This is a genomic window from Glutamicibacter sp. NPDC087344 (assembly GCF_044744225.1).
Classification (GTDB): Bacteria; Actinomycetota; Actinomycetes; order Actinomycetales; family Micrococcaceae; genus Glutamicibacter.
The window spans coordinates 458,628-479,005 of sequence record NZ_JBIUXY010000002.1 but is presented as its reverse complement, the minus strand read 5'-3'; the positions used below and the strand labels follow the sequence as shown (position 1 = coordinate 479,005).

Below are 20,378 nucleotides of genomic sequence, written 5' to 3'. Positions count from 1 at the left end.
CGAGTCTTTTCTGTGGAAGGGGTGGGTCAGGTGGCGCTGTACACCACGTCGCCGTTGACGATGGTGCAGCTTGTTGGGTTGGTGATCAGGTTTTTCACGTCGGCATCCAGCGGGTCGCGCAGGATGCACACATCGGCTAAGTAGCCGGGCTGGATTTTGCCTTTGTGTTCTTCGGCGTGGTCTTGCCGGGCCGGGGTTTGGGTCATCATGGCCAGGGCTTGGGCCAGGGTGAGCCGTTCGGGTTGCCCGTCTCCGGGTCCTGCGGTGGTGTCCCGGGTGACCGCGGCCACCACGCTGCGCCGCCAGTCCGGGCTGGTGACCGGTGCGTCGGACGCCAACGAGGCATCGACCCCGCACGCCGCGGCGCTGGCCAGCGGTTGCTGGGCGGCGAACCGTTCGGCACCCAGCAGCCCCTGCATCAGCGCCCCGGCCTCGGCACGGATTGAAGGGTTGGTGCTGTAGCCGATACCGGCGGCGGCCAGCCGCTCAAGCAACGAGTTTTCGGCAAAGGCTCCGTGGATGATGTAGTGCCGGTTGGCGCGGGCCCGGTCGGCATCCGGGAGGGCTTCGACCGCTTCGATCAACGCTTCGGTGGCGGCATCCCCGGTGACGTGCACCCCTGCCTGCAGGCCGGCTGCGTCGATGGCCGCGATGATCTGCCGGAATTCGGCCACCTTGGCCTCATCATCCGCCCCGGTGAGCACCAGGGCGCCATGCCCGTGGCCGCAGGGCAGCTGGTAGTCGTCGTGGAACCAGGCGGTCCCCGAGCGGGGAATCCCGTCGGCGAAAACTTTCACCCCGGCCACCCGCAACTTCAACGGGTCGATCCCCCGGGTGGTTCGCGGCAATTCGGAGGCCAGGCCAGCGGTCACCGCCGCGGCCGATTCGCCGCCCGTGCCGGAAAACAGCAGCAGCACGTTGATCCGCAGGCTCAGTTCACCGTCGCGGCTCAGCTGGGCCATGAGCTTCAGCGCTTGCTCGTCGCAGACCGCACCCATCAAGGTGCGGCCGCCCGGGCCCAGGCCAGGTTCGGTCAGCGAGGTCAGGCCCAGCGCATGCAGTTCGTGCTGGTGTGCGGTGAAGGCCCGGCGCAACGCCGCCTGGCTGAAACCCGGCAGCGCATCGTTCACCAGGCGCATCGCAGCATCGATGAACAGCCCGCTGGGAGTTCCATCCGCGCTCCGGGAGATCACCCCGCCGGGCACGGGTGCGGGAACATGCAGCTCCAGCACCGACAGCGCCGCCGCATTGATCATCACCTGATGCCCCGAGGCATCAAAGGCGACCACCGGGGTGTCCCCGCCTGCAGTGAACATCCGCTGGATTCCTTCGGACCCCAGGGCGGCCTGGTCCCAGCCCGAAGCGCGGATCCACCCGGAGTCATCCGCTTGCGCGGCCTCCAACCGGTCGATGACCTCATCCCAGCTGGCGGCAGTTTTCAGATCCAGGTGTTCGTGGCGGATCACGGCGCTGGCCGCGAAGTGCAGATGCCCGTCATTGATGCCGGGCAGGATCGCCCCGCCCTGGGCATCGATGAGCGTGGTGGCCTCGCCGGCCAGATCCAGCAGCTCATTGCCGCCCACGGCCAGGATGCGTCCGTCGTGGACAGCCACGGCGCTGGGGCGCCCCTGGCATGCGGCGGCATCCAGGGTCGGATCCAACCCGATCGCGGCAACGATTCCCGAGTGGATGATCATCTGCGGTTGCTGCTGACTCATCTGGCCCACCGTCCTGTTCACTAGTCTTCGCGATGTGACTCGCCTTACATCTTCAAGTAGTATGTCAAATGACTTAGTCGCTTGACCAGCTTTTTGGGAAAATAATTGAAAGTTCGCGAAATTCCGCGGAAATCCGCTAGTCACCACCTATGTGGGCTAGGGTCATAAGAGAAGAAACCATCCATCAACGGATGATCAGCACAAGGAGCAGGACATGGCACGGGTATCAGCCAAGGACCGTAGCCGGCAGTTCATCGAGGCCGCCGCACGAGTTATCGCAGCCGAAGGACTGGCCGCGGCAACCACCCGGCGTATCGCCACGGAGGCCGATGCACCGCTGGCGGCCCTGCACTATTGCTTCCGCAACAAGGACGAGCTGCTCGACGAGGTCTACAACTACCTCAGCCGCGACTACGCCAGGGAACTTGAGCCGCTGGGCGAGGATTTATCCCTCAGTGACGCGGTCCGCGATCACCTCAGGCGCATTTGGCGGCGCATGCTGGCCTCACCCCACGAACAGGTGACCACCTTCGAGCTGCTGCTGCGCTCAACCCGCATGGTCGGCGACGAGGAAATCACCGCGGCCCGGGCCATCAACCGCAACATGTACCAAGCCTGGATCAGCTCCACCAGCAGCATCTTCCAGGCCGCCGCGCAGCATGACCCGCACTCGCCGGACGTCGACTTCGATCTCATGGCCCGGATGGCGATTGCCGGGATCGACGGGATCAGCCTGCAGCACCTCTCGGACCCCGACGAGCTCCGCTCCGCACGCCTGGTGGATGCCCTGGCAGACTCAATCGAGCACCTCTTGCAGGCGCCGGCCACCGCGGTGCTCAAAGAATCCGCGCCAAGCTCCGGAGCCTAGGAATACCGCGGGGGGCACCGTACGGTGCACCGGCAAAATTTCTCAGGCAGAATAAAACACATGGCTACTCCAACATCCGCCCTGGGCAAGGTGCGCACCTTCGAGGCGCTCGATGAGAAAACCACCGCAAGCCTGCGCCGCGCACTGGCCGAATCCGGGGACACCACCGTTTTTGTCAACGGAACCGCCCTGCAGATCCCCAAGGACGCCCACAATGCGTTGATCGAGGTGCTCACCCGTTTCGCCGCCGGGGATTCGGTGACCATTGGCACTGCGGAACTGTTGCTCAACACCTCGCAGGCGGCCCAGATGGCCGGGATTTCCAACAGCTACCTGCGCAAACTTGCCGACGCCGGAATCATCCCGGTGGAGTACCGCGGAACACACCGCCGCATCAGGCCCAGCGCGGTGCAGGCCTGGTTGGATTCCCGCGAAAGCCAGTCCCCCGAGGAATCCTGAGCAAGAAACGCACGACTTCAGGGTCGAAGGCCTTGCCAACCTCCTATTTTCCTGCTGGAATACCAAAGTATTCTATTTGAAAACTTTTCTGCGTCAGCTTCACCCGCAGTTGCTGTGTTCCCGCCACCGCAGGACACCCATCCAGGAGGAATCTCATGTCAACCGATCAGCGTTCGGTCCAGGAAGTGCAGGAAGCACTTTTTTCCCAGCGCGCTGCAGGCATCAAGCAGTCTGCCGTTCGTGACGTCTTCGAGTTATCCCTTGATCCCTCACTGGTTTCCCTGGCCGGCGGCAACCCCTACCTGCAGCTGCTCCCCCTGGAAAAAATCGGTGAGCTGACCCAACGCATCATTGTCGAGCAGGGCCCGGTGGCCCTGCAGTACGGCTCGGGCCTGGGAACCGTTGAACTGCGCACGCAGATTCTTGAGGTCATGGCGGCCGAAGGCATCACCAACGTTGGCCTGGACGACGTGGTGGTCACCAACGGCTCCCAATCCGCGCAGGACATGGCGTGCAAGGTCTTCTGCGACCCGGGAGACACCGTGCTGTGCGAGGACCCCACCTATGTGGGCGCCCTGAATACCTTTGAGGCCTACCAGGTCAAGGTCCGCCCGGTCGCCACCGATGAGCGCGGGCTGATTCCCGACGCGCTGCGTGCACGGATCAGCGAGCTGCGCGCCGCCGGGGAACGAATCAAATTCCTCTACACCATCCCGAACTTCAACAACCCCTCGGGTATCACCCTGGTTGCCGAACGCCGCTCGGAGATTGTGCAGATCTGCCGCGAGGCAAGCATCCTGATCCTCGAAGACAATCCCTACGGCATGCTGCGCTACGAGGGAGAACCGGCCCCCACGCTGCGCAGCCTGGACCCGCAGAACGTCATCTACATGGGTTCCTTTTCCAAGATCTTCGCACCCGGCCTGCGCATCGGCTGGGCGGCGGTCCCCACGAATCTGTTCCGCCGTTTTTACCTGGCAGGGGAAGCGGTGGCTCTGTGCCCGCCAACCCTGAACCAGATGATCATCAGTTCCTACCTTGAAGAGCATGACTGGAAGGGACAGATCACCACCTACAACAACGTCTACCGGTCGCGCCGCGATGCAATGCTCACCGCCCTGGCCGAATATCTTCCCGAAGGCATCACCCACACCCACCCCGAAGGCGGTTTTTTTGTCTGGCTGACCCTGCCGGAGGGCATTGACACCTACGAGCTGCTGCAGCGCGGGGTCAAGGCCGGGGTGATCTTCATTCCCGGGGCGGCTTTCAGCCCGTCGGGGGCGGCAAACAACAAATTGCGCCTGGCCTTCTGCGCCGTGGATGAAAAAGCCATCACCGAAGGGGTCCGTCGCCTCTCGGTATTGCTGCGGCAAGCCATCGACGAGCTGCCTGCCTAGGCTCCCTCAAGGTTTCCAAGGTTTCCAAGGTTTCCAGGATCGTGGCAAAATCCAGGCCCTGCGGTGATCATCAAGATCTGTGCAGGGCCTGGGCGTCAGCTGCGCAACCTGGCATCTAGGCCAGGCGTCCGCCAAAGTCATCGGCAATATCCTTGGCGGCCCGGCGCAGCCGCGGCAACAGGTCTTCGGTGATCGTTCCAAGGTCGGCACGCCCGCGCTGCACCGAAATGTTCAGTGCCCCAAGCAGCTGATCCCCGCGATACACCGGCACCGCCAAGCCGCGCAGCCCCTCATCCAGCTCCTGATTCACCAGCGACCAGCCCTGCTCCTTGACCCGGGCCAGCTCTGTTTTCAACTGTTCAAGGCTGTCCACGGTGTGTTCGGTGTAGCGCTGCAGGTCGATCTGCGACAGGAAGGCCTCTTGTTCCGGACCGGTGAGCTCGGCGATGAGCACCCGTCCCATGGAGGTCACCCACGCCGGAAGCCGGTTTCCGATGGACACATTCATTGAATGCAGGCGCGGTGAAGATACCCGCTCGATATACAAGATATCTTGGCCTTCCAGCACACACAGCGCGGCACTTTCCTCCAACTCACGGGCCAGGCTTTCCAGGTGAATGGTGGCCGCCTTGGGCAGGGTCATCCCCGAAAGGTAGGAGGCGCCCAGATCCAGAACCCTCGGGGAGAGACGGAAGTTGCCGCCGTTGGTTTCCAGATAACCCAGGTCGCTCAGCGTCAGCAGGAACCGCCGGGCGGAGGCGCGGGTTTGGTCGGTCGCGGCGGCGACCTGGCTGACGGTCATCTCCGGATTGCCGCCGTTAAAGGCGAGCAGCACAGCCAGGGTCTTCTCCGTGGATTTAACAAAATAATCCGGACGGTCCGTCACAGTCGATTCTCCTGGTGCCTAGTGTCGATTCCAGCGGTTGCGTTCGAATTGCGCAGCCAACCGGATCGGGGCGTTCGGTGCCCCGTACCCATCGTAGCCATCGCGGCGCTCAACCACTTCGAAAAACATGTTTCCGATGGTTTCGGTGTAGAAATGCAGGAATTCCCCGTGTTCGTCCCGGTCATAAAGCAGATTCAGTTTTTTCAAGGTTCCCAGCAGCTGCGGGTCCAAATCGAAACGCGCCGCAAGATCCTCATAGTAGTTCGCCGGAATATGCAGGAACTCCATTCCCTGCGCCACCGCGTTGCCGGCCAGGGTGATGATATCGCCGGTACGCACCGCAATATGTTCGGGGTATTCGTGGTTCCGGTCGATTGCCTCTTCCAGGCCGTGAGGCACGATGTTCAGCGCCAGCCGCACCGCATGATCCTCGGTGGCCAAAACCTGGGAGCGCACCAGCCCCATGGGGCTGGGAACCTCGGTTCCGGGCAACGCCGTCAGGTTCAGCACGCTGGTGTAAAAGAGTACCGATTCGTCGAAAGACTGCCAGGGTTGGGCCAGGTTGAGGTGATCGATTCCCTCGATCAGTGCGGACCGGGCTGCCGACTCCCCCAGGTTCTCCGCCCCGAACTCGGCTTCCCAGTGGCTGGTGTTTTCGGCGGAGCTGAAAAACACCTCGGTGTTATCCGGTGCGTTGAACCCGGGAAGATCCTGCTCGTTGCGCAGGTGCTGGCGCGGTACCGGTCGTGCCAGCAGCTGCACGGCACGCTCGCCGGCCTCGGCCGGGTCGGGAACCTGCACCCCGAAACCGGACACGGCCGCGGTGACACCGCGGCTGCGCTGCGAGTTGATGATGATGCGCGCACAGCCGGCACTGAACAGTTGCACCGGTTTGCGGCGGTGCTGGCCGCAGAATTCAAAACCCAGTTGGGTCAGCAGCCGGGCTACGGGTTCCGGGTCCTCGGTGCGGATTTCGGTGAAGTCGAACCCGGTGGCTTTTTGGCTGCCGGGCAGGGTATGCAGTTCAAGCTCGGAACCGATGCCCTGCGAGGCCAACAAGGTGGCGGTTTGGGACTGCAACAGGTTCAGCGAACGCAGCCCGTCCACGGCGGTGCGTTCAACGTTGGATTGGCGGAACACATCGTTGAAGATTTCCAGGGAGATGATGCCGCTGTATCCCGAGCGGGCAATGGCGCCGAGGAATTGGTCAAGCTTGAAGCCGCCCTGTCCGGGGAACACCCGGTAGTGGCGGGACCAGGAGAGGATATCCATGGAGAGCACCGGGGCGTCGGCAAGCTGGACAAAAAAGATCTTTTCGCCCGGGATCTGCGCAATCGCCGCCGGGTCGTCCCCGCGTGAAAGGATGTGGAAGCTGTCCAGGCAGATCCCCACGTTGTCGCGGTCTACCCGGCGGGCAATCTCCCAGGAGTGCTGGTAGGTGTTCACGTATTTGCCCCAGGCCAGCGCCTCGTAGGCAATCCGCACCCCGTACTTGTCCGCGAGGTCTGCCAGCTGGCGGATCTGGGAGACAAACACGTCGTCGTCGTTGATGGTCGCGGTGCCGACGTTGGAGCACAGCAGCATCACGTCCATTCCCAGGCGCTGCATCAGCTTGAACTTTTCTTCGGCGCGGTGCAGGTTGCCCTGCAGCACCTGATCCTCAACCCCCTCGAAGTCCCGGAAGGGCTGGAACAGGTCCAGGGTCAGCCCGAGCCGGGAGGCCAGTGCGCGCACTTCCTCCGGAGACATGGGGCTGACCAAAAGGTCCTGCTCAAAGATTTCAATGCCGTCGAATCCTGCCTTGGCGCAGGCGAGCATCTTTTCTTCCAGCGTGCCCGAGAGGCACACGGTGGCAATGGAGGTGCGCATTACAGTCCCTTCTCCAGCATTTCCAGCAGGTGCGCGCGCATCCGTGCCGCGTCGGGTTTGATTCCGGTGAAAATTTCAAAGGCGTCCACGGCCTGCCCCACGGCCATGTGGCCGCCGTCCAGCACCTGGCACCCGCGAGCCCGGGCGGCGAGGATCAGTTCGGTATCCACCGGGCGGTAGATGCAGTCAGCCACCCAGTGCCTGGATTCAAGCCCGGTAACATCCAGCGGAAGCCCGGGATGGTGGTGCATGCCAATGGGGGTGGCGTTCAGCAGTCCGTCGACCTGAGGCAAGAGCTCGGGCACCTGTTCCGGGGTGGCCGCGGTGACGGTGGCCTTAGGGAACAGCCGGTTCAGCTCCTCGGCACGCTGGGCCGCCCGCTGCGCGTCGGGGTCAACCAGATACAGCTCTCTGGTTCCCGAATCCAACAGGGCATAGGCCACGGCCGAACCCGCTCCGCCGGCGCCGAGCTGCAGAACTTTGTCCTGGTTGGCGCCCGGCAGCCCTTCGGCGAATCCGCGGCCGAATCCCGAGGCGTCGGTGTTGTAGCCGTGGAACTTCCCGTCGCGAATCACCACGGTGTTCACCGCGCCGATTTGCGCCGCGTTCTCCGAGATCTCATCAAGATGTTCAAGCACCAGCTGTTTGCAGGGATGAGTGATGTTGAAAGCATTGAAACCGAGCTGCGCTCCGGCTTTTAATAGAGCTCCCACGTCGCTGCCCGGACGGCCGAGTACGGCGAGGTCAATTGGACGGTACAGGTAACGCAGGCCCTGTGCGTCGGCCTCGCGCTCATGCATGCCGGGAGTCAAAGACGGTATCACCTCGTCACCGATCAAACCAACCAAATAGGATTCGGCAGTTGTACTCATCGGAGGTCCTCGCATTCAGTCATCGACGCAACAGGTATTGCTTCGTTTGTGATTTACATCTACTCTAAACCAATGAACACATTCCGAACAAGTGGTCGCATAGCGAACATTTGAAGGAATTCGGTCACACATCGCCACACAACAAGGGAGTAACCCGATGACCACGACACCGAAGCCGTCGGCATCTGAAACGGATGGAGCCGGGAAGCGCACACCGGTCAAGGCCGCTCTGGCCAGTTTCATGGGCAGCGCCGTCGAATACTACGACTTTTTCATTTTCGGCTCCGCAGCAGCCCTGATCTTCCCGCACATCTTCTTCCCCGACGCCGGCACCAACGCCGCCGTCATGTCCCTAGCGACCTTTGGTTTTGCCTACATCGCCCGGCCCATCGGCGCGGTCATCCTGGGCCACTTCGGCGACCGCATCGGGCGTCAAAAGGTTTTGATGTTCACACTGGTCCTGATGGGTGCGGCAACCTTCGCCATCGGCTGCCTTCCGACCTTCGACCAAGTCGGCTGGCTTGCCCCGATCCTGCTGGTGGTCGCTCGCCTGATGCAGGGGCTTTCCGCGGCCGGCGAGCAGGCCGGCGCCTCCTCGATGTCCTTGGAGCACGCTCCGGATAACCGCCGCAGCTTCTTCACCTCCTGGACCCTGACCGGCACCCAGGGCGGCCAGATCCTGGCGGCCATGATCTTTATTCCTGTGGTGGCGATGCCCGATGAGTTCAAGTTCAGCATCGGCTGGCGTATCCCGTTCTGGCTTTCGGCCGTGGTGGTTGTGGTGACCTTCTTCATCCGCCGTTCCTTGCATGAGACTCCGGAATTCGAAAAGGCCAAAAAGAACAACGAAATCGCCAAGCTGCCACTTGCAGTCCTGCTGCGGGTTCACTGGCGTGATGTGTTGCGTGTGGTGCTGTGCGCATTCATCGCCGCGGTCTCCACTGTGTACGGAACCCTGGCCATTTCCTATGGCAAAACCATTGGCAACATGGATGAGTCCATCACCCTGTGGCTGGTGGTCGCCGGCAACATCGGTGCACTGATCAGCCAGCCGCTGTTCGGCATGCTGGCGGACAAGATTGGCCGCAAGCCGGTCTTCATCTACGGCGCACTGGCCTCCGCGGTTGTCATGCCGTTCTACCTGCGCTCCATGGAAACCAGCAACACCCTGTTGCAGTTCGGGCTCTCGCTGCTGGTCTTCTCCTGCGCCTACGCCGCGGCCAACGCCGTGTGGCCGAGCTTCTACGCTGAGATGTTCTCCTCCCAGGTGCGCTTCTCGGGCCTGGCCATCGGCACCCAGCTGGGCTTCCTGATGGCAGGTTTCGCCCCGTCCATCGTGGCCGCCCTGGGTGGTCTGGAGCCGGGTGGCTGGGTGCAGATCAGCCTGTTCACTGCGGTGATTGCGGTAATCTCCGCTGGCTCCGCCATGACTGCACGGGAAACCTACCGGGTGCCAACCAGCCAGCTGGGACACACCGTGGAAAAGGTTGCCTAACCCTTAACACCGAACTGCGGCTCAACTTCCGAGATTCTTTCGTGGCGTTGGGCCGCAGTTTTTTGTCGTGTTTTTCTTCGGTGTCGCTCATTGGGTACCTCTCGGTGCCGGGCGAAGGAGCTTTTATGCAAGCTGCTCAGGTTACAAGAAAGCCAACTGCCACGCGCGCTAGTAATCTGGCATATTTGTGCGAAGTCCCGGAGGCATTGGAGGATGAATATCCGGAGGGTACCCCAAAATCGGTCGACCCGCTGCGCGCATGCTTTGAGCAATCGCATTCGCCTGGACCCAGGATATTTTGCCTTTGATCGCAAGGGCGGCAAGCAGGTCTTTCGTACCTGTAGTCGGTATCTTTCGACGTGCACACTCTCCAAGGACATTGCGGTCCTCGGTAACGAAAACTACCTTGGCAGCTCCATACCGACTGAGTATTACCGCCATGGTCTCAGCCTCGCCGAGATGTTTTCTCCGGCCGTCGCCCGGAGCTGTGAACGCAAGACGAATCTGTTCTGCGCTATTCATCTCCAATCCAGACGGCCGATGGGGATCATCTGGCATGAACTCAAATACCTCTGCGAGAATCGGAACCTGCCGAACTAAGTAGCTCGTTTCCGCATATATGGTCTCGGTCCACAGTCCGTTCAAACCGATCGCGAGGCGCAATGTGTCCAGTTGTTCGACCACGGCAAAGTTCATGAACAAATTAGTATCAGGAAAAATGAATATCGGTTCGCCGTGCGTCGGAGTCATAGAAGTTCAGCCAGCTCCTGCGCAGTAAGCGAATGGGTGGCAGGAGCAGAAGTAGACACTTCAGACTCATTCACACCAAGCATCCATGCAAGGCTGGAAGGTGCAAGTTTTCCCTGCGCTACTGCAGCTTGATGAGCGGCAATAAGTCGAGCAGGGAAACGCTGCGCCCGATAGTGACGCTCCAGTTCATGAGACCAGAATGGGCTACGCCCTTCTTTGAGCAACGCAGGCGTAGAACTTGCCAGCACGTTCAATATCTCTTCATTGGGACGTAGATTGAGACTCTGAACTCTCACAGCCAAGGCCTTTGTTGAGACACCTAGATTTCCAACAAAGGAGATAAAATCCGCTCGGCTGGCTTCGCGCCAGTCAAAACTTAGAATTTCATCCTCGGGCATCAGCCACTCCGCGGCAAACGCATTCGCCCAGGCTTCGTCCGCGCGGACTGCACGTGGTTCATCAGGGTAACCAAGATCCCCGTGAAGAATATGCCCCAGCTCGTGGATGATATTGAATCTGGCCCGCCAACCGTTACCGGTCGTAGATTGAACGATGAATTTATTGCCACCACTGTCACCTGAGTAGGCATCAAAAATCTTTGGTGGGTCAATGACTAAAACATCGATTCCGAATGTCATCTCGATTAGTTCGCTGAGCACTTCTCCGTCCGCATCCAATACTCGCTGTTGAGCGGACATCCGACTGCGTGCCCAGCGGGCTGTCTCAACTGGTGAATTCTCTGGAACACTGACTTTCGATTTTTCTGCAGCCTCTATCTCGACTTGGCCATAGAGATTCGCGACGACATTTGTAATGCTACTGGCTGATGACCAGTCGAGAGGCTTGTCCTGCTTTTGCTCCGAGTTCCATTCGTGCCTGGCGGATAGTTTAACTTCGAAACGATCCCGTTCGCCTGTAAGCAGCCATTTGATCGAAACGTGCAAAAATTCACTCAACGCCGAGATTTCCACGAGGGAAAACTGGCGTGACCCACTGAGCGCTCTCGAGAAAGAGTCTTCAGTCATACCGACCTGATGTGCGACGTCCTTCTGAAGTAGGCCCAACAGCTTTACACGTGCCCGAACACGTTGCCCGGTCTCAACTTTCCAGTTTTCGCTCATGGCCCGCCACCTTAACTACTGCCACAGCGCGAGCAAACCACTCTGCGCTTAGCTAGTCAATTGTAGATCAGAATTGGGATTTTCCCAAGTGTTCTAAATGGCTACACACCTGAACATTTACTAACGGTGGCGCCCAACTCACCGCTACAGCGACTTTGCAATCGCTTATCCTTTCCGCAGAATCTACGACAACGACATCCAGGCCGTCGCAACATTAGCCTTTTCTTCCGCACACACATGAACCTGAGATTCCACCGCAGAATACCTAAAGCCCAGACTCGGCCGCGATCTGCAACAACGCCTGCTCCGCGGTCCCCGGGACATGGTCCACCGACCAAATTGCTCGCAGCTCACGGACCAGCGCCGGTCCGTCAAACGGAATTTCCACCAACGTTCCGAGCTTCAGCTGGCTTTCGACTGCCAACTGGCTAAGCACCGCCGGCCCCATTCCCGCGGCCGCGCATTGGCAAATGGTGGCGTTGCTGTTGAATTCTGCCAAGGGTTTTGGACGTTCGGCGTGAGAAATGTAGTCGAGGAAGGCCCGAGTACCGGAGCCCGGCTCTCGTTCAATCAGTGCGGTGCTCTGCAGCTCGTGAAGCGACAGCGCACCGCCGCGCACCGCCCACGGATGATCCGGAGCCGTGACGATCAGCATTTCATCGCTGTACACCTGCTGGCTTTTGAGCCCCAGGGGGATGTGCGGGGTTTCAACAAAACCGAATTCCAGCTCACCGGACCGCACACTGTTGATCACGTCTTGAGAATTCATAATCCGCATGCGGGGTTTCACCAATGGCATCTTGCGGTGCAGCGCACCGATCCAGCCAGGTGCCAAGTACTCAGCCACCGTCATGCTGGCCCCAAATTCCACTTCCGTCTGTCCGGGGTCCGCCAGCGAGCGCGCACCGGCGGCAAACGTTTGCAGGCTTTCAAGCACCTCTCGGGCCCATTGGACCGTCAACACCCCTTCGGCGGTCAGTGTGGATCCCGTGGTTTTGCGATTGACCAGCTGATAACCCAGGCGCCGTTCGAGGGTCTTGAGCGCTCGTGAAGCATTCGGCTGGGCGATGCCCGCGGCCCTGGCTCCTGCACTGAGACTGCCGTGGTCGGCGATGCCCACCAGCAAGGCAAGGGACGAGAACTGGATCCAATGCGCAATGCCATTCAGTGAAGACGAGTCCTGATCCATATCATGAGCATATGCCCAACGGCGCCCGCGACGGAAACCAGCAGCATGCCAACAGACGGGAGCACTCCGGCTCCCGCTTTTGGGGCTGCGGCTACCAACGTATCCCAAGGGCAACGACAAGTCTTATGGCCATTTAACACTTTCCCTCGGGTTAGCCCGGTTCACCGTGCAAAGGACATACTGGAAGCTATGACAACGAAGTCCTCTTTTGATCCAGCCAGCAACGTTCCTATTCGGCGGGCAGCCAGCGTACTGCTGGTACGCGAAGCGGACACCGGCTTTGAGGTGTTCATCCAGCACCGGGTGAGCACCATGGACTTTGCCGCCGGAATGGTGGTTTACCCCGGTGGACGAGTGGATGCCCAAGACGCAGATCTGGTCCGCAGCGGGGCCTTTGACGATCAGCTCCTCGCAGCTCTTGCCCAGCGCTGGAGCCACGCAAGTGTGTGGGATGACGGAGTCGAACAGGCCGCTTTCCACGCTGGAGAAATGCTCGCCGCGGCCCGCCGTGAAGTATTTGAGGAAACAGGCCTGCTACTGGAACCGAACCAGCTGCAGCCCTGGGCCAACTGGGTCACGCCAGCCGGTTACCCCAAACGTTTTGACACCTACTTTTTTGTCGCCGTCCTGGCGCCCGGGCAAGAACCCCGGCACCAGACGACCGAAGCGGCGGTCTCGAACTGGATTCATCCCGAGGCGCTGTTTGCTGCTTTGCACCGCGGAGAAATCAAGATGATGCGCCCTACCCAGCGCACGCTGCTGGATGCCATGGAACTTGGCGGTATTGAGGCACTGAAAAACATCAACCGTGAGATCATCCCGGTGCATCCCACCGGAATGGATGTCGGTTCGGCCTCCCCGGTCTCCAAGGCCGAGTTGCGCCCACGGAACGACTGAACCGCAGGCGCAAAACCGGCTACTTCTCGACCAGTCCGCGCCCCACAATCAAGGACATGATTTCATTGGTGCCTTCCAAGATCTGGTGCACTCGCAAGTCGCGAACGATCTTCTCCAGCCCGTAGTCGCTGAGGTAACCGTAGCCTCCGTGAAGCTGGATGGCGCTGTTGGCCGCTTCAAATCCGGCATCGGTGGCAACCTTTTTCGCCATGGCACACAGTTTGACCATGTCCGGAGCCTTGGCATCCAAGGCTGCGGCGGCCCGACGGAGCAAGGACCTGGCAGCTTCCAAGCCCATGTCCATCTCCGCCAGTTTGAATACCAGTGCTTCCTGGCGGGTCAACGGCCCCCCGAAGGCCTGACGTTCCTTGAGATAGGCGGCTGATTTCTCCAGGGCGAATTGCCCGCCGCCCAATGAGCAGGCCGCGATGTTCAGCCGTCCGCCATTCAGCGCCTGCATGGCCATGGAGAATCCCTGGCCTTCGGATCCCAGCAGGTTTCCGGCGGGGATACGCACCCCGTCCATGATGACCTGCCGGGTGGGCTGCGCCCGCCAACCCATTTTCTTTTCGTTCGGGCCAAAACTCAGCCCGGGACTGTCTCCGGGAACCAGGAATGCGCTGATGCCACGCGACCCGGTGTCCTGGGTGCGAGCCATGACGATGTACAGCGCGGAGGCTCCGGCCCCGGAAATAAATTGTTTAACCCCGCTGAGCACGTATTCATCCCCGTCGCGGCGAGCCCTGGTCGTCAGGGCCGCGGCATCCGATCCAATCCCGGGTTCGGTCAGGCAGTAGGAACCAAGATTTTGCATGGTGGTCATTTCCGGAAGCCATGCGGTGCGCTGCTCGGTGGTGCCAAACCGGTCGATCATCCACACCACCATGTTGTGGATGGAAATATAGGCCGAAATGGTGGGGCAGGCCTTGGCCAACTCCTCGAAAACCAGAATTGCATCACTGCGGGTGAGTGCCGACCCGCCATATTCCTCGCTGACGTAAATGCCACCCATCCCCAGTGCCCCGGCTTCGGCCAGCACGTCAACGGGGAAGTGTTTTTGTTCATCCCAGTCCAGGGCGTTGGGGGCAATACGTGTGGTTGCGAAATCACGAACCATTTCCACAAGTGCCATCTGGTCTTCGGTAAGTTCGAGCATGTTTGGCTCCTGACTCAAACAGGTATCGCTGGTGGGACACCTGACCTCAATACATGTGACCCACGATACACGGAGCCGTGGTGTTTGCATCGCTAGCCAGCTCACGGTCCACCAGCAGCGAAATCGCCGTGGATACGGCAGCGCACAGCATCCCGATAACTTGTCGCAAACATGACCTCGGTAGGCATTTCGACGTAGTCTTGAAGGTATCAGTGAACCGCGCAGCCTCGCTTTGCCGCGGGCCTCACGCCGATGATTTTTTGTACTCGCCTCCGGCATCAGCCGCGGGCGGGCGCACCGTGTGCAAGGACGCCAATGGATCAGAACAACCGCAGCAAACTAGCTAGGACCCTACTGCCCGAGGGCACGGAGCCCGATCCGCGATTCACCCTGGCCAATGAGCGTACGTTCCTCGCCTGGATCCGCACCTCGCTCGCGTTCCTCGCCGGCGGTATCGCACTGGAAGCATTCACCGCCGGGACTTTTACTTCTCCGGTGCGTACCGTGCTGGCATTTTTTGTGATCGGCGTTGGCATGCTGATCGCGTTGGGGGCCGGGGTGCGCTGGATTCGTGTCGAGCGCAGCATGCGCACCGGCAGTCCGCTGCCCTTGCCAGCGATTATCCCGTTGTTGAGCCTCGGCGCAGTGGCCGGTGCGGCGGCGGCCATTGTGATGGTTTTGGTCGGAAAGTAAACACATGAAACAAGAGGTCTCGGTCTCCGATCCAGGGTTGCAACCCGAGAGAACCGTCATGGCGTGGGGACGAACCCTGATCTCATTTCTTGTGGTCGCCGGCGTGTTTTTACGTTGGCAGCCGCACTACGGATCCGGCATCTTGATCATGATAGGTATCGCCCTGTGCACCGCAGCCGGGATCTACCTTTCGCAGCGTCGCCGCTATGCGCGGATGGCCCACGGGGTCAAGAACGAGCGGATTCAGGCTGATGTGGTGGCGGTACTGGTGATGACCTGCGCCATGCTCGCGCTGGGAGCAGGGGCCATCGTGCTCGTGGCGCTGGGCGTCTAGGATGATCAACTACACCTTGCGCCAGCTGCAGTACTTCGTCGCGGTCGCGGAAGCAGGCTCACTGTCTGCGGCCGCCGGTACCTGCCATATCTCCCAGGCGGCGATGTCTCAATCCATGGCAGATTTGGAACGTGCGGTCGGCAGCCAGCTGCTCATCCGCAGCCGGGCCCGGGGTGTGGTGCTCACCGCGATCGGCACCGAATTCCTCCACGATGCCCGGGCCTTGGTCCGGCACGCCGAGGAGATCCAGGGACAGGTTATGGAACGGCAGTCGGCGCTCGCTGGACCGCTGGTGATCGGTTGCTACTCGTCACTGGCGGCCTTTTGGGTTCCGGTGATCTGTGAAAAATTCACTGCCCCCAATCCTGGTTTGCAGGTCAAAATCGTTGAAGGGGATGCCGCCGAGCTTCAACAACGGATGCTGCAAGGCCACCTCGACGTGGTGTTAACCCACACCAGGCACCTCGTTGAACATGTTGAACACCGCATCGTGATGTCGGGACATCCCTATGTACTGGTAGCCGCCTCGCACCGTTTCGCCGGCCGTGGGTCGGTTAAGCTTTCGGAGCTTGCCGAGGACGACTTTGTATCGCTAGACCTTCCCACGGTGCGCGACAATCAGCTGGTAAATCTCAGGCTGTCGGGTTTGGATCCCAAAATTCGTTGGAGTTCACAAAGTTTTGAAGCGGTGCGCGGCATGGTCGCCCGCGGGCTGGGCTACACCGTGCTGGTTCAGCGTCCACCGGTTAACCTCAGTTACGATGGCTTGCCACTGGCAGTACTTGAGATCGACGGGCCAGTGGGTTTCAGCGATATTTGTGTCGCATACACCCCGACCACCCGCCCCAGCCAACGTTTACGGGCATTCCTCGACTTCTGCGAAGAGACTGGCGCCGAACGCGAAAACCGGGCTGCCCAGGAAAAATCCTGAACAACCCGGTCCAATCAGGGAAAAACTACAGGTCCTGCGCTTTCAGGTCTGCGTCTTTGCCTTCCTTCATCCCGCGTAGCGCCAGCGCCGCGATGACAAAGGTTATCGCCCACACCACTCCGACCAGCCACAACCTGCCGCCGGCGGCTAGAACCAGCCCAGCAACAATCATCGGGGTGAACCCGGCGCCTACCGTGGAAGAGAGCTGATACACCAGCGAGGCTCCGGTGTAGCGGATACGAGTGGGGAACAGCTCCGCGGTAAATGCCCCGAACGGACCAAAGATCCCGGCCTGAATGATGCCATTGGCAACAAACAGGGCAATGGCGAACAACCAGAGCTGCCCAAGTTCCAGCAGGAACATGATCGGCAGGGCCAACACCGCTCCAACCAAAATTCCCACCATCATCACCGGACGTCGACCGTACTTATCCGAATACCGGGCAGCACACCAGATGCCCACGACGGTCAATGCAGCGCCAATGGCCTTGATGTTCAGCACTGCGGTGCGATCCATCCCCAGATCGTCAACGACAAAGGAGATCGCCCACACGGTCATCAGGCCCTGCACGGTGTATGAGCTCATGCCCACGAGGGTGCCGCGGATCACCGCTTTCGGGTAACGGGTCAGGACCTCGGAAATAGGGGTTTTTCGCTCTTCGGCCTTCTGCTCCAGGGACAAGAACAGCGGAGATTCGGTGACCTTCAGCCTGATGATCAAACCGATGGCAACCAGCGCAATGCTGAACAAGAAAGGCAGGCGCCAGCCCCAAGCCAAGAACTGTTCATCGGGAAGCAGCGACACGGCGGAGACCGCCAGGGTGGCCAGCACCGCTCCTGCAGGTCCACCCATGTTCGCAAAGCTGGCGGCAAAACCGCGACGTTCCTTGGGAGCATGCTCCAGAGCCATGAGCATCGCCCCGCCCCATTCGCCGCCAACCGCAAGCCCCTGGATCACACGCAGCACAATCAGCGCCAGCGGAGCCAGCATGCCGATCTGTTCAGTCGGAGGCAACAGTCCAATCAGGGTTGAGGCACCACCCATCATTGCCATCGACGTGACCAGCACCCCCTTGCGTCCGAGTTTGTCGCCATAGTGTCCGAAAATGATTCCGCCCAGCGGGCGTGCCAGGTAACCGACAGCCAGGGTCGCGAACGACGCAAAAATCGCTACGCCAGGCGTCAGATTGGTGAAAAAGATCTTGTTGAAGACCAAGGACGCGGCCGTCGCGTAGAGGATGAAATCATAAAATTCGATGGCGCTGCCCAAGAAGCTCGAGGCCAGGATGCGTCGCATCTGAGGCGAGGCAAGGCTGGGCACTGACAGGTTGGGGTCTTGCTCATGCTTCACGGTGTTACTCATGCTACTGCCATTTCAGAGGTGGTGCGGGCGAAGGAGATGACATCCAGATCATTGGGGATCAGGAATCTGCCGGAGAACTGCTCGGCATGCGAATGCCACACAGCATCTGGTGTTGTTCCGGGAACCAAGTGGTGAAGGGCCAAGGTGGCCGCCCCGGCACGTTCGGCGAGTTCGATCGCCTGTAATGCCGAGGTGTGGGAGCGCCGATGGTGATCCATTGAGGCCTGGGCCTCTTCCGTTCCCAATGAGCCATAGGCCTGCTGGACCCAGTCGAAGTCGATCGCTTCATGCAGCAGCAAGTCCGTACCTCGGGCCAGCCGAACCAGGTTTTCGCAGGGTGCGGTGTCCCCGGAAATCGTGACCGACCCTTCGGCCGTGTCGAATCGGAAAGCGAAGGCCGGTGCGATTGGCGGATGCTCAACCAGAGTGGCACTGACGGTCACCAGTTCGTCGCGGTAGATCACAAATGGTTCAAAATTTTCCGGGGTCGGGTTCTGGTTCGGATGGTAGTCCCCGCCAGGTATCTGGATGTCGCTGGCGTGGAAGTACTCAAGCGGCGAGGGCCGCAGCGCATCGATCACACGGTCGTTGAGGTCGGTGGCGTAGGCCTGCATCAGCGAGCTGAACATCGAGGCCGTTCCCGGGGTGGGGTTTGACGGGAACAATGGGCGCGGTGCCACCACGGCGCGTGGTGAGACCGGAGGCAGCTCGCCGCGGTCACCGGGGCCGATAATCTGCACCGGCTCTTTCTCGCGTTTCATGGTGAACAACCCGAAAATTGCCAGCGAAGCCAGATCGATGGTGTGATCCGAATGCAGGTGGGTGAGGAAAATGCCGCGCAGATCCCCCGGGGTGAATCCGGCCTTCATGAGCTGGTTTCCCACCCCGCTACCCGCGTCGACAAGGTAAACCGCGGAGCCTACAACGACCGCGGTGGAGATACCCGAGCGCCGCCCGGCATTCTGGCCGGTCCACCACCGGGGGCCGCCGGCGGTCCCCAGGGTAATGACGTGGGGAGTGAGATTCTGTGGCACGGATTCGCCTTTCACGATGCTGACTGCTGACTCTTCAATCATCGTGAGCATCGTTACATTCGTAAAACTGTTTTTATCTACGATTCAACATAGTTTTACTTATGAAAGGTTTTGCGCCCCGGCTTCTCGCGCCGGCCCCGCCTAGAGCGCGGCTTCTTCCCGGGTGTTGTCGAACTCGGTGCGCGCCCGCAGCACGCTGGGAACGTGTTCCTCCGACCAGAGGCGGATGGTCTCCATGGGACCCAGCAGGCTTCGACCCAGCTCGCTGAGCTCATAGTCCACACGCACCGGAACCTGGGCGGTCACGGTGCGCCGCAACAGTCCGTCGCGCTCCAAGGTCCGCAGGGTGCTGGTGAGCACCTTGGGGGTCACCGATCCGATACTCTGGCGTAACGCGGAGAAACGTTGCGGGCCGTCCGCCAGTGTCAGCAGCACCAACGGAGTCCACTTATCGCCGAGTCGTTGCATGATTTCACGGGAGGGGCAGCCCTGCACCAGCACGTTGAAATCGCCGTCGCTTTCCATGAGGAAACCTAGTTTCGTTGTAGTAGCCAGTATCAAAAGGATACCATTGGGTTGAGTTCACCACTACGAAGGGAAATTTATGAAAATCGCAGTCTACGGAGCCACCGGCATGGTTGGCAGCCAGATCATCGCCGAGGCGGCCGCTCGCGGCCACGAGCTCACCGCAGTCTCCCGCTCGGGCAAAGAGGTTGAAGGCACCACCGCCTTCACCGCCGAGCTGAGCGACACCGCGGCCTACCGCCAGCTGGGCAAGGACAATGACGTCATCGTCATCTCCGTCCCGCCATCACGCACCGGCGGGGATCACCAGGAGTACCTGGACGCATTCGAGGAAATCACCGAAACCCTCACCGACGCCCGCCTGATCGTCATCGGCGGCGCCGGCGCCACCGAGGTCAACGGAGTCCGCCTGCTCGACACCCCGGGGTTCCCCGAGGAGTACAAGGCCGAGGCAACCACCTGCGCCGCGGTGTACGACATGTTCACCTCGGTCTCCGGCATCACCTGGACCGTAGTGGCCCCGGCTCCGGTCATCGCGCCGGGTACCCGCACCGGCAGCTACACCCTGGGAACCGACTCGCCGGCCGGCGATTTTGTCTCCACCCAGGATTTCGCGGTCGCCATCCTGGACGAGATCGAGACTCCCGCCCACGCAAACCGCCGCATGAGCGTGGCCAGCGAAAAGTAGGACACCGCAGTTACCTGCAGCCACCCGGGGTGTGAACTGGATCGCATTAGGCGGTTCTCCCGTCACAATATATGCCATCAACCCGCTCCGGGTGGCTAGGGTGGTAGATGGTCATCTCCCATCCACTCAACGA

20 protein-coding genes are annotated in these 20,378 nt (G+C 60.7%); 9 read left to right on the top strand and 11 right to left on the bottom strand.

The genetic code is table 11. The features are described 5' to 3' along the window. Window positions 1-26: 26 nt before the first annotated feature. Complete coding sequence (locus ACIOWL_RS05125) at window positions 27-1,718, bottom strand: amidohydrolase (RefSeq protein ID WP_400382341.1); 1,692 nt, start codon at window positions 1,716-1,718, stop codon at window positions 27-29. Between the two features lie 214 nt (window positions 1,719-1,932). Between ACIOWL_RS05125 and ACIOWL_RS05120 the strand changes: the two genes are divergently transcribed. From ACIOWL_RS05120 to ACIOWL_RS05110, 3 genes are all read left to right on the top strand, one after another. Beyond that, window positions 1,933-2,586 (top strand): TetR/AcrR family transcriptional regulator, encoded by a 654-nt coding sequence (locus tag ACIOWL_RS05120; RefSeq protein WP_400382339.1) that lies wholly within the window; start codon window positions 1,933-1,935, stop codon window positions 2,584-2,586. A gap of 60 nt (window positions 2,587-2,646) precedes the next feature. Beyond that, a complete protein-coding gene (locus ACIOWL_RS05115; protein WP_400382337.1) occupies window positions 2,647-3,045 on the top strand; it encodes a helix-turn-helix domain-containing protein in 399 nt (132 codons plus the stop codon). A gap of 155 nt (window positions 3,046-3,200) precedes the next feature. After that, window positions 3,201-4,442 (top strand): PLP-dependent aminotransferase family protein, encoded by a 1,242-nt coding sequence (locus ACIOWL_RS05110; protein ID WP_400382335.1) that lies wholly within the window; start codon window positions 3,201-3,203, stop codon window positions 4,440-4,442. A gap of 115 nt (window positions 4,443-4,557) precedes the next feature. Here ACIOWL_RS05110 and ACIOWL_RS05105 read toward each other — a convergent pair whose 3' ends face one another. The 3 genes from ACIOWL_RS05105 to ACIOWL_RS05095 are packed head-to-tail and all read right to left on the bottom strand — an operon-like array spanning window position 4,558 to window position 8,069. Further along, on the bottom strand, window positions 4,558-5,328 hold the full coding sequence (locus ACIOWL_RS05105) for an IclR family transcriptional regulator C-terminal domain-containing protein (RefSeq protein WP_400382333.1): 771 nt from the start codon (window positions 5,326-5,328) through the stop codon (window positions 4,558-4,560). A gap of 18 nt (window positions 5,329-5,346) precedes the next feature. Then, window positions 5,347-7,197: a bifunctional sugar phosphate isomerase/epimerase/4-hydroxyphenylpyruvate dioxygenase family protein gene (locus ACIOWL_RS05100; RefSeq protein WP_400382331.1), complete on the bottom strand. Its 1,851-nt coding sequence runs from the start codon at window positions 7,195-7,197 to the stop codon at window positions 5,347-5,349. Continuing rightward, window positions 7,197-8,069 carry a shikimate dehydrogenase gene (locus tag ACIOWL_RS05095; protein WP_400382329.1) on the bottom strand — a complete coding sequence of 291 codons (873 nt, stop codon included), beginning with the start codon at window positions 8,067-8,069 and terminating at the stop codon, window positions 7,197-7,199. The genes ACIOWL_RS05100 and ACIOWL_RS05095 overlap by 1 nt, the downstream gene beginning before the upstream one ends. A 157-nt stretch (window positions 8,070-8,226) precedes the next feature. Between ACIOWL_RS05095 and ACIOWL_RS05090 the strand changes: the two genes are divergently transcribed. Beyond that, window positions 8,227-9,564 carry an MFS transporter gene (locus ACIOWL_RS05090; protein WP_400382327.1) on the top strand — a complete coding sequence of 446 codons (1,338 nt, stop codon included), beginning with the start codon at window positions 8,227-8,229 and terminating at the stop codon, window positions 9,562-9,564. 168 nt (window positions 9,565-9,732) lie between these two features. On the opposite strand, the gene ACIOWL_RS05085 is transcribed toward ACIOWL_RS05090, so the two are convergent. From ACIOWL_RS05085 to ACIOWL_RS05075, 3 genes are all read right to left on the bottom strand, one after another. After that, on the bottom strand, window positions 9,733-10,314 hold the full coding sequence (locus ACIOWL_RS05085; protein ID WP_400382325.1) for a hypothetical protein: 582 nt from the start codon (window positions 10,312-10,314) through the stop codon (window positions 9,733-9,735). Further along, the gene (locus ACIOWL_RS05080; protein ID WP_400382323.1) at window positions 10,311-11,435 is read right to left on the bottom strand and encodes a helix-turn-helix domain-containing protein; all 1,125 of its coding nucleotides are present in this window, start codon (window positions 11,433-11,435) and stop codon (window positions 10,311-10,313) included. Before ACIOWL_RS05080 ends, ACIOWL_RS05085 begins: the two co-directional genes overlap by 4 nt. 265 nt (window positions 11,436-11,700) lie before the next feature. Continuing rightward, window positions 11,701-12,624, bottom strand: coding sequence for a LysR substrate-binding domain-containing protein (locus ACIOWL_RS05075; RefSeq protein ID WP_400382321.1), 924 nt, complete (start codon window positions 12,622-12,624; stop codon window positions 11,701-11,703). Between the two features lie 189 nt (window positions 12,625-12,813). Between ACIOWL_RS05075 and ACIOWL_RS05070 the strand changes: the two genes are divergently transcribed. Continuing rightward, window positions 12,814-13,521 (top strand): NUDIX hydrolase, encoded by a 708-nt coding sequence (locus tag ACIOWL_RS05070; RefSeq protein ID WP_400382319.1) that lies wholly within the window; start codon window positions 12,814-12,816, stop codon window positions 13,519-13,521. A gap of 19 nt (window positions 13,522-13,540) precedes the next feature. Here ACIOWL_RS05070 and ACIOWL_RS05065 read toward each other — a convergent pair whose 3' ends face one another. Beyond that, window positions 13,541-14,677 (bottom strand): acyl-CoA dehydrogenase family protein, encoded by a 1,137-nt coding sequence (locus ACIOWL_RS05065; protein WP_400382317.1) that lies wholly within the window; start codon window positions 14,675-14,677, stop codon window positions 13,541-13,543. 315 nt (window positions 14,678-14,992) lie between these two features. Here ACIOWL_RS05065 and ACIOWL_RS05060 point away from each other — a divergent pair, with 315 nt between their 5' ends. The 3 genes from ACIOWL_RS05060 to ACIOWL_RS05050 are packed head-to-tail and all read left to right on the top strand — an operon-like array spanning window position 14,993 to window position 16,635. Continuing rightward, a complete protein-coding gene (locus ACIOWL_RS05060; protein WP_400382315.1) occupies window positions 14,993-15,370 on the top strand; it encodes a YidH family protein in 378 nt (125 codons plus the stop codon). A gap of 4 nt (window positions 15,371-15,374) precedes the next feature. Then, entirely contained in the window at window positions 15,375-15,704 is a 330-nt protein-coding gene (locus tag ACIOWL_RS05055) for a DUF202 domain-containing protein (protein ID WP_400382313.1), read from the top strand. Between the two features lies 1 nt (window position 15,705). After that, window positions 15,706-16,635 carry a LysR substrate-binding domain-containing protein gene (locus ACIOWL_RS05050; protein ID WP_400382311.1) on the top strand — a complete coding sequence of 310 codons (930 nt, stop codon included), beginning with the start codon at window positions 15,706-15,708 and terminating at the stop codon, window positions 16,633-16,635. A gap of 25 nt (window positions 16,636-16,660) precedes the next feature. Here ACIOWL_RS05050 and ACIOWL_RS05045 read toward each other — a convergent pair whose 3' ends face one another. The 3 genes from ACIOWL_RS05045 to ACIOWL_RS05035 form a co-directional block, all read right to left on the bottom strand. Further along, window positions 16,661-17,998 carry an MFS transporter gene (locus ACIOWL_RS05045; RefSeq protein WP_400382310.1) on the bottom strand — a complete coding sequence of 446 codons (1,338 nt, stop codon included), beginning with the start codon at window positions 17,996-17,998 and terminating at the stop codon, window positions 16,661-16,663. After that, a complete protein-coding gene (locus ACIOWL_RS05040; protein ID WP_400382308.1) occupies window positions 17,995-19,032 on the bottom strand; it encodes an MBL fold metallo-hydrolase in 1,038 nt (345 codons plus the stop codon). Before ACIOWL_RS05040 ends, ACIOWL_RS05045 begins: the two co-directional genes overlap by 4 nt. 141 nt (window positions 19,033-19,173) lie before the next feature. Beyond that, window positions 19,174-19,557, bottom strand: a complete 384-nt coding sequence (locus tag ACIOWL_RS05035) for a winged helix-turn-helix transcriptional regulator (RefSeq protein ID WP_400382306.1) — start codon at window positions 19,555-19,557, stop codon at window positions 19,174-19,176. A gap of 79 nt (window positions 19,558-19,636) precedes the next feature. Here ACIOWL_RS05035 and ACIOWL_RS05030 point away from each other — a divergent pair, with 79 nt between their 5' ends. Continuing rightward, window positions 19,637-20,245: an NAD(P)-dependent oxidoreductase gene (locus tag ACIOWL_RS05030; RefSeq protein ID WP_400382304.1), complete on the top strand. Its 609-nt coding sequence runs from the start codon at window positions 19,637-19,639 to the stop codon at window positions 20,243-20,245. Window positions 20,246-20,378: the final 133 nt, after the last annotated feature.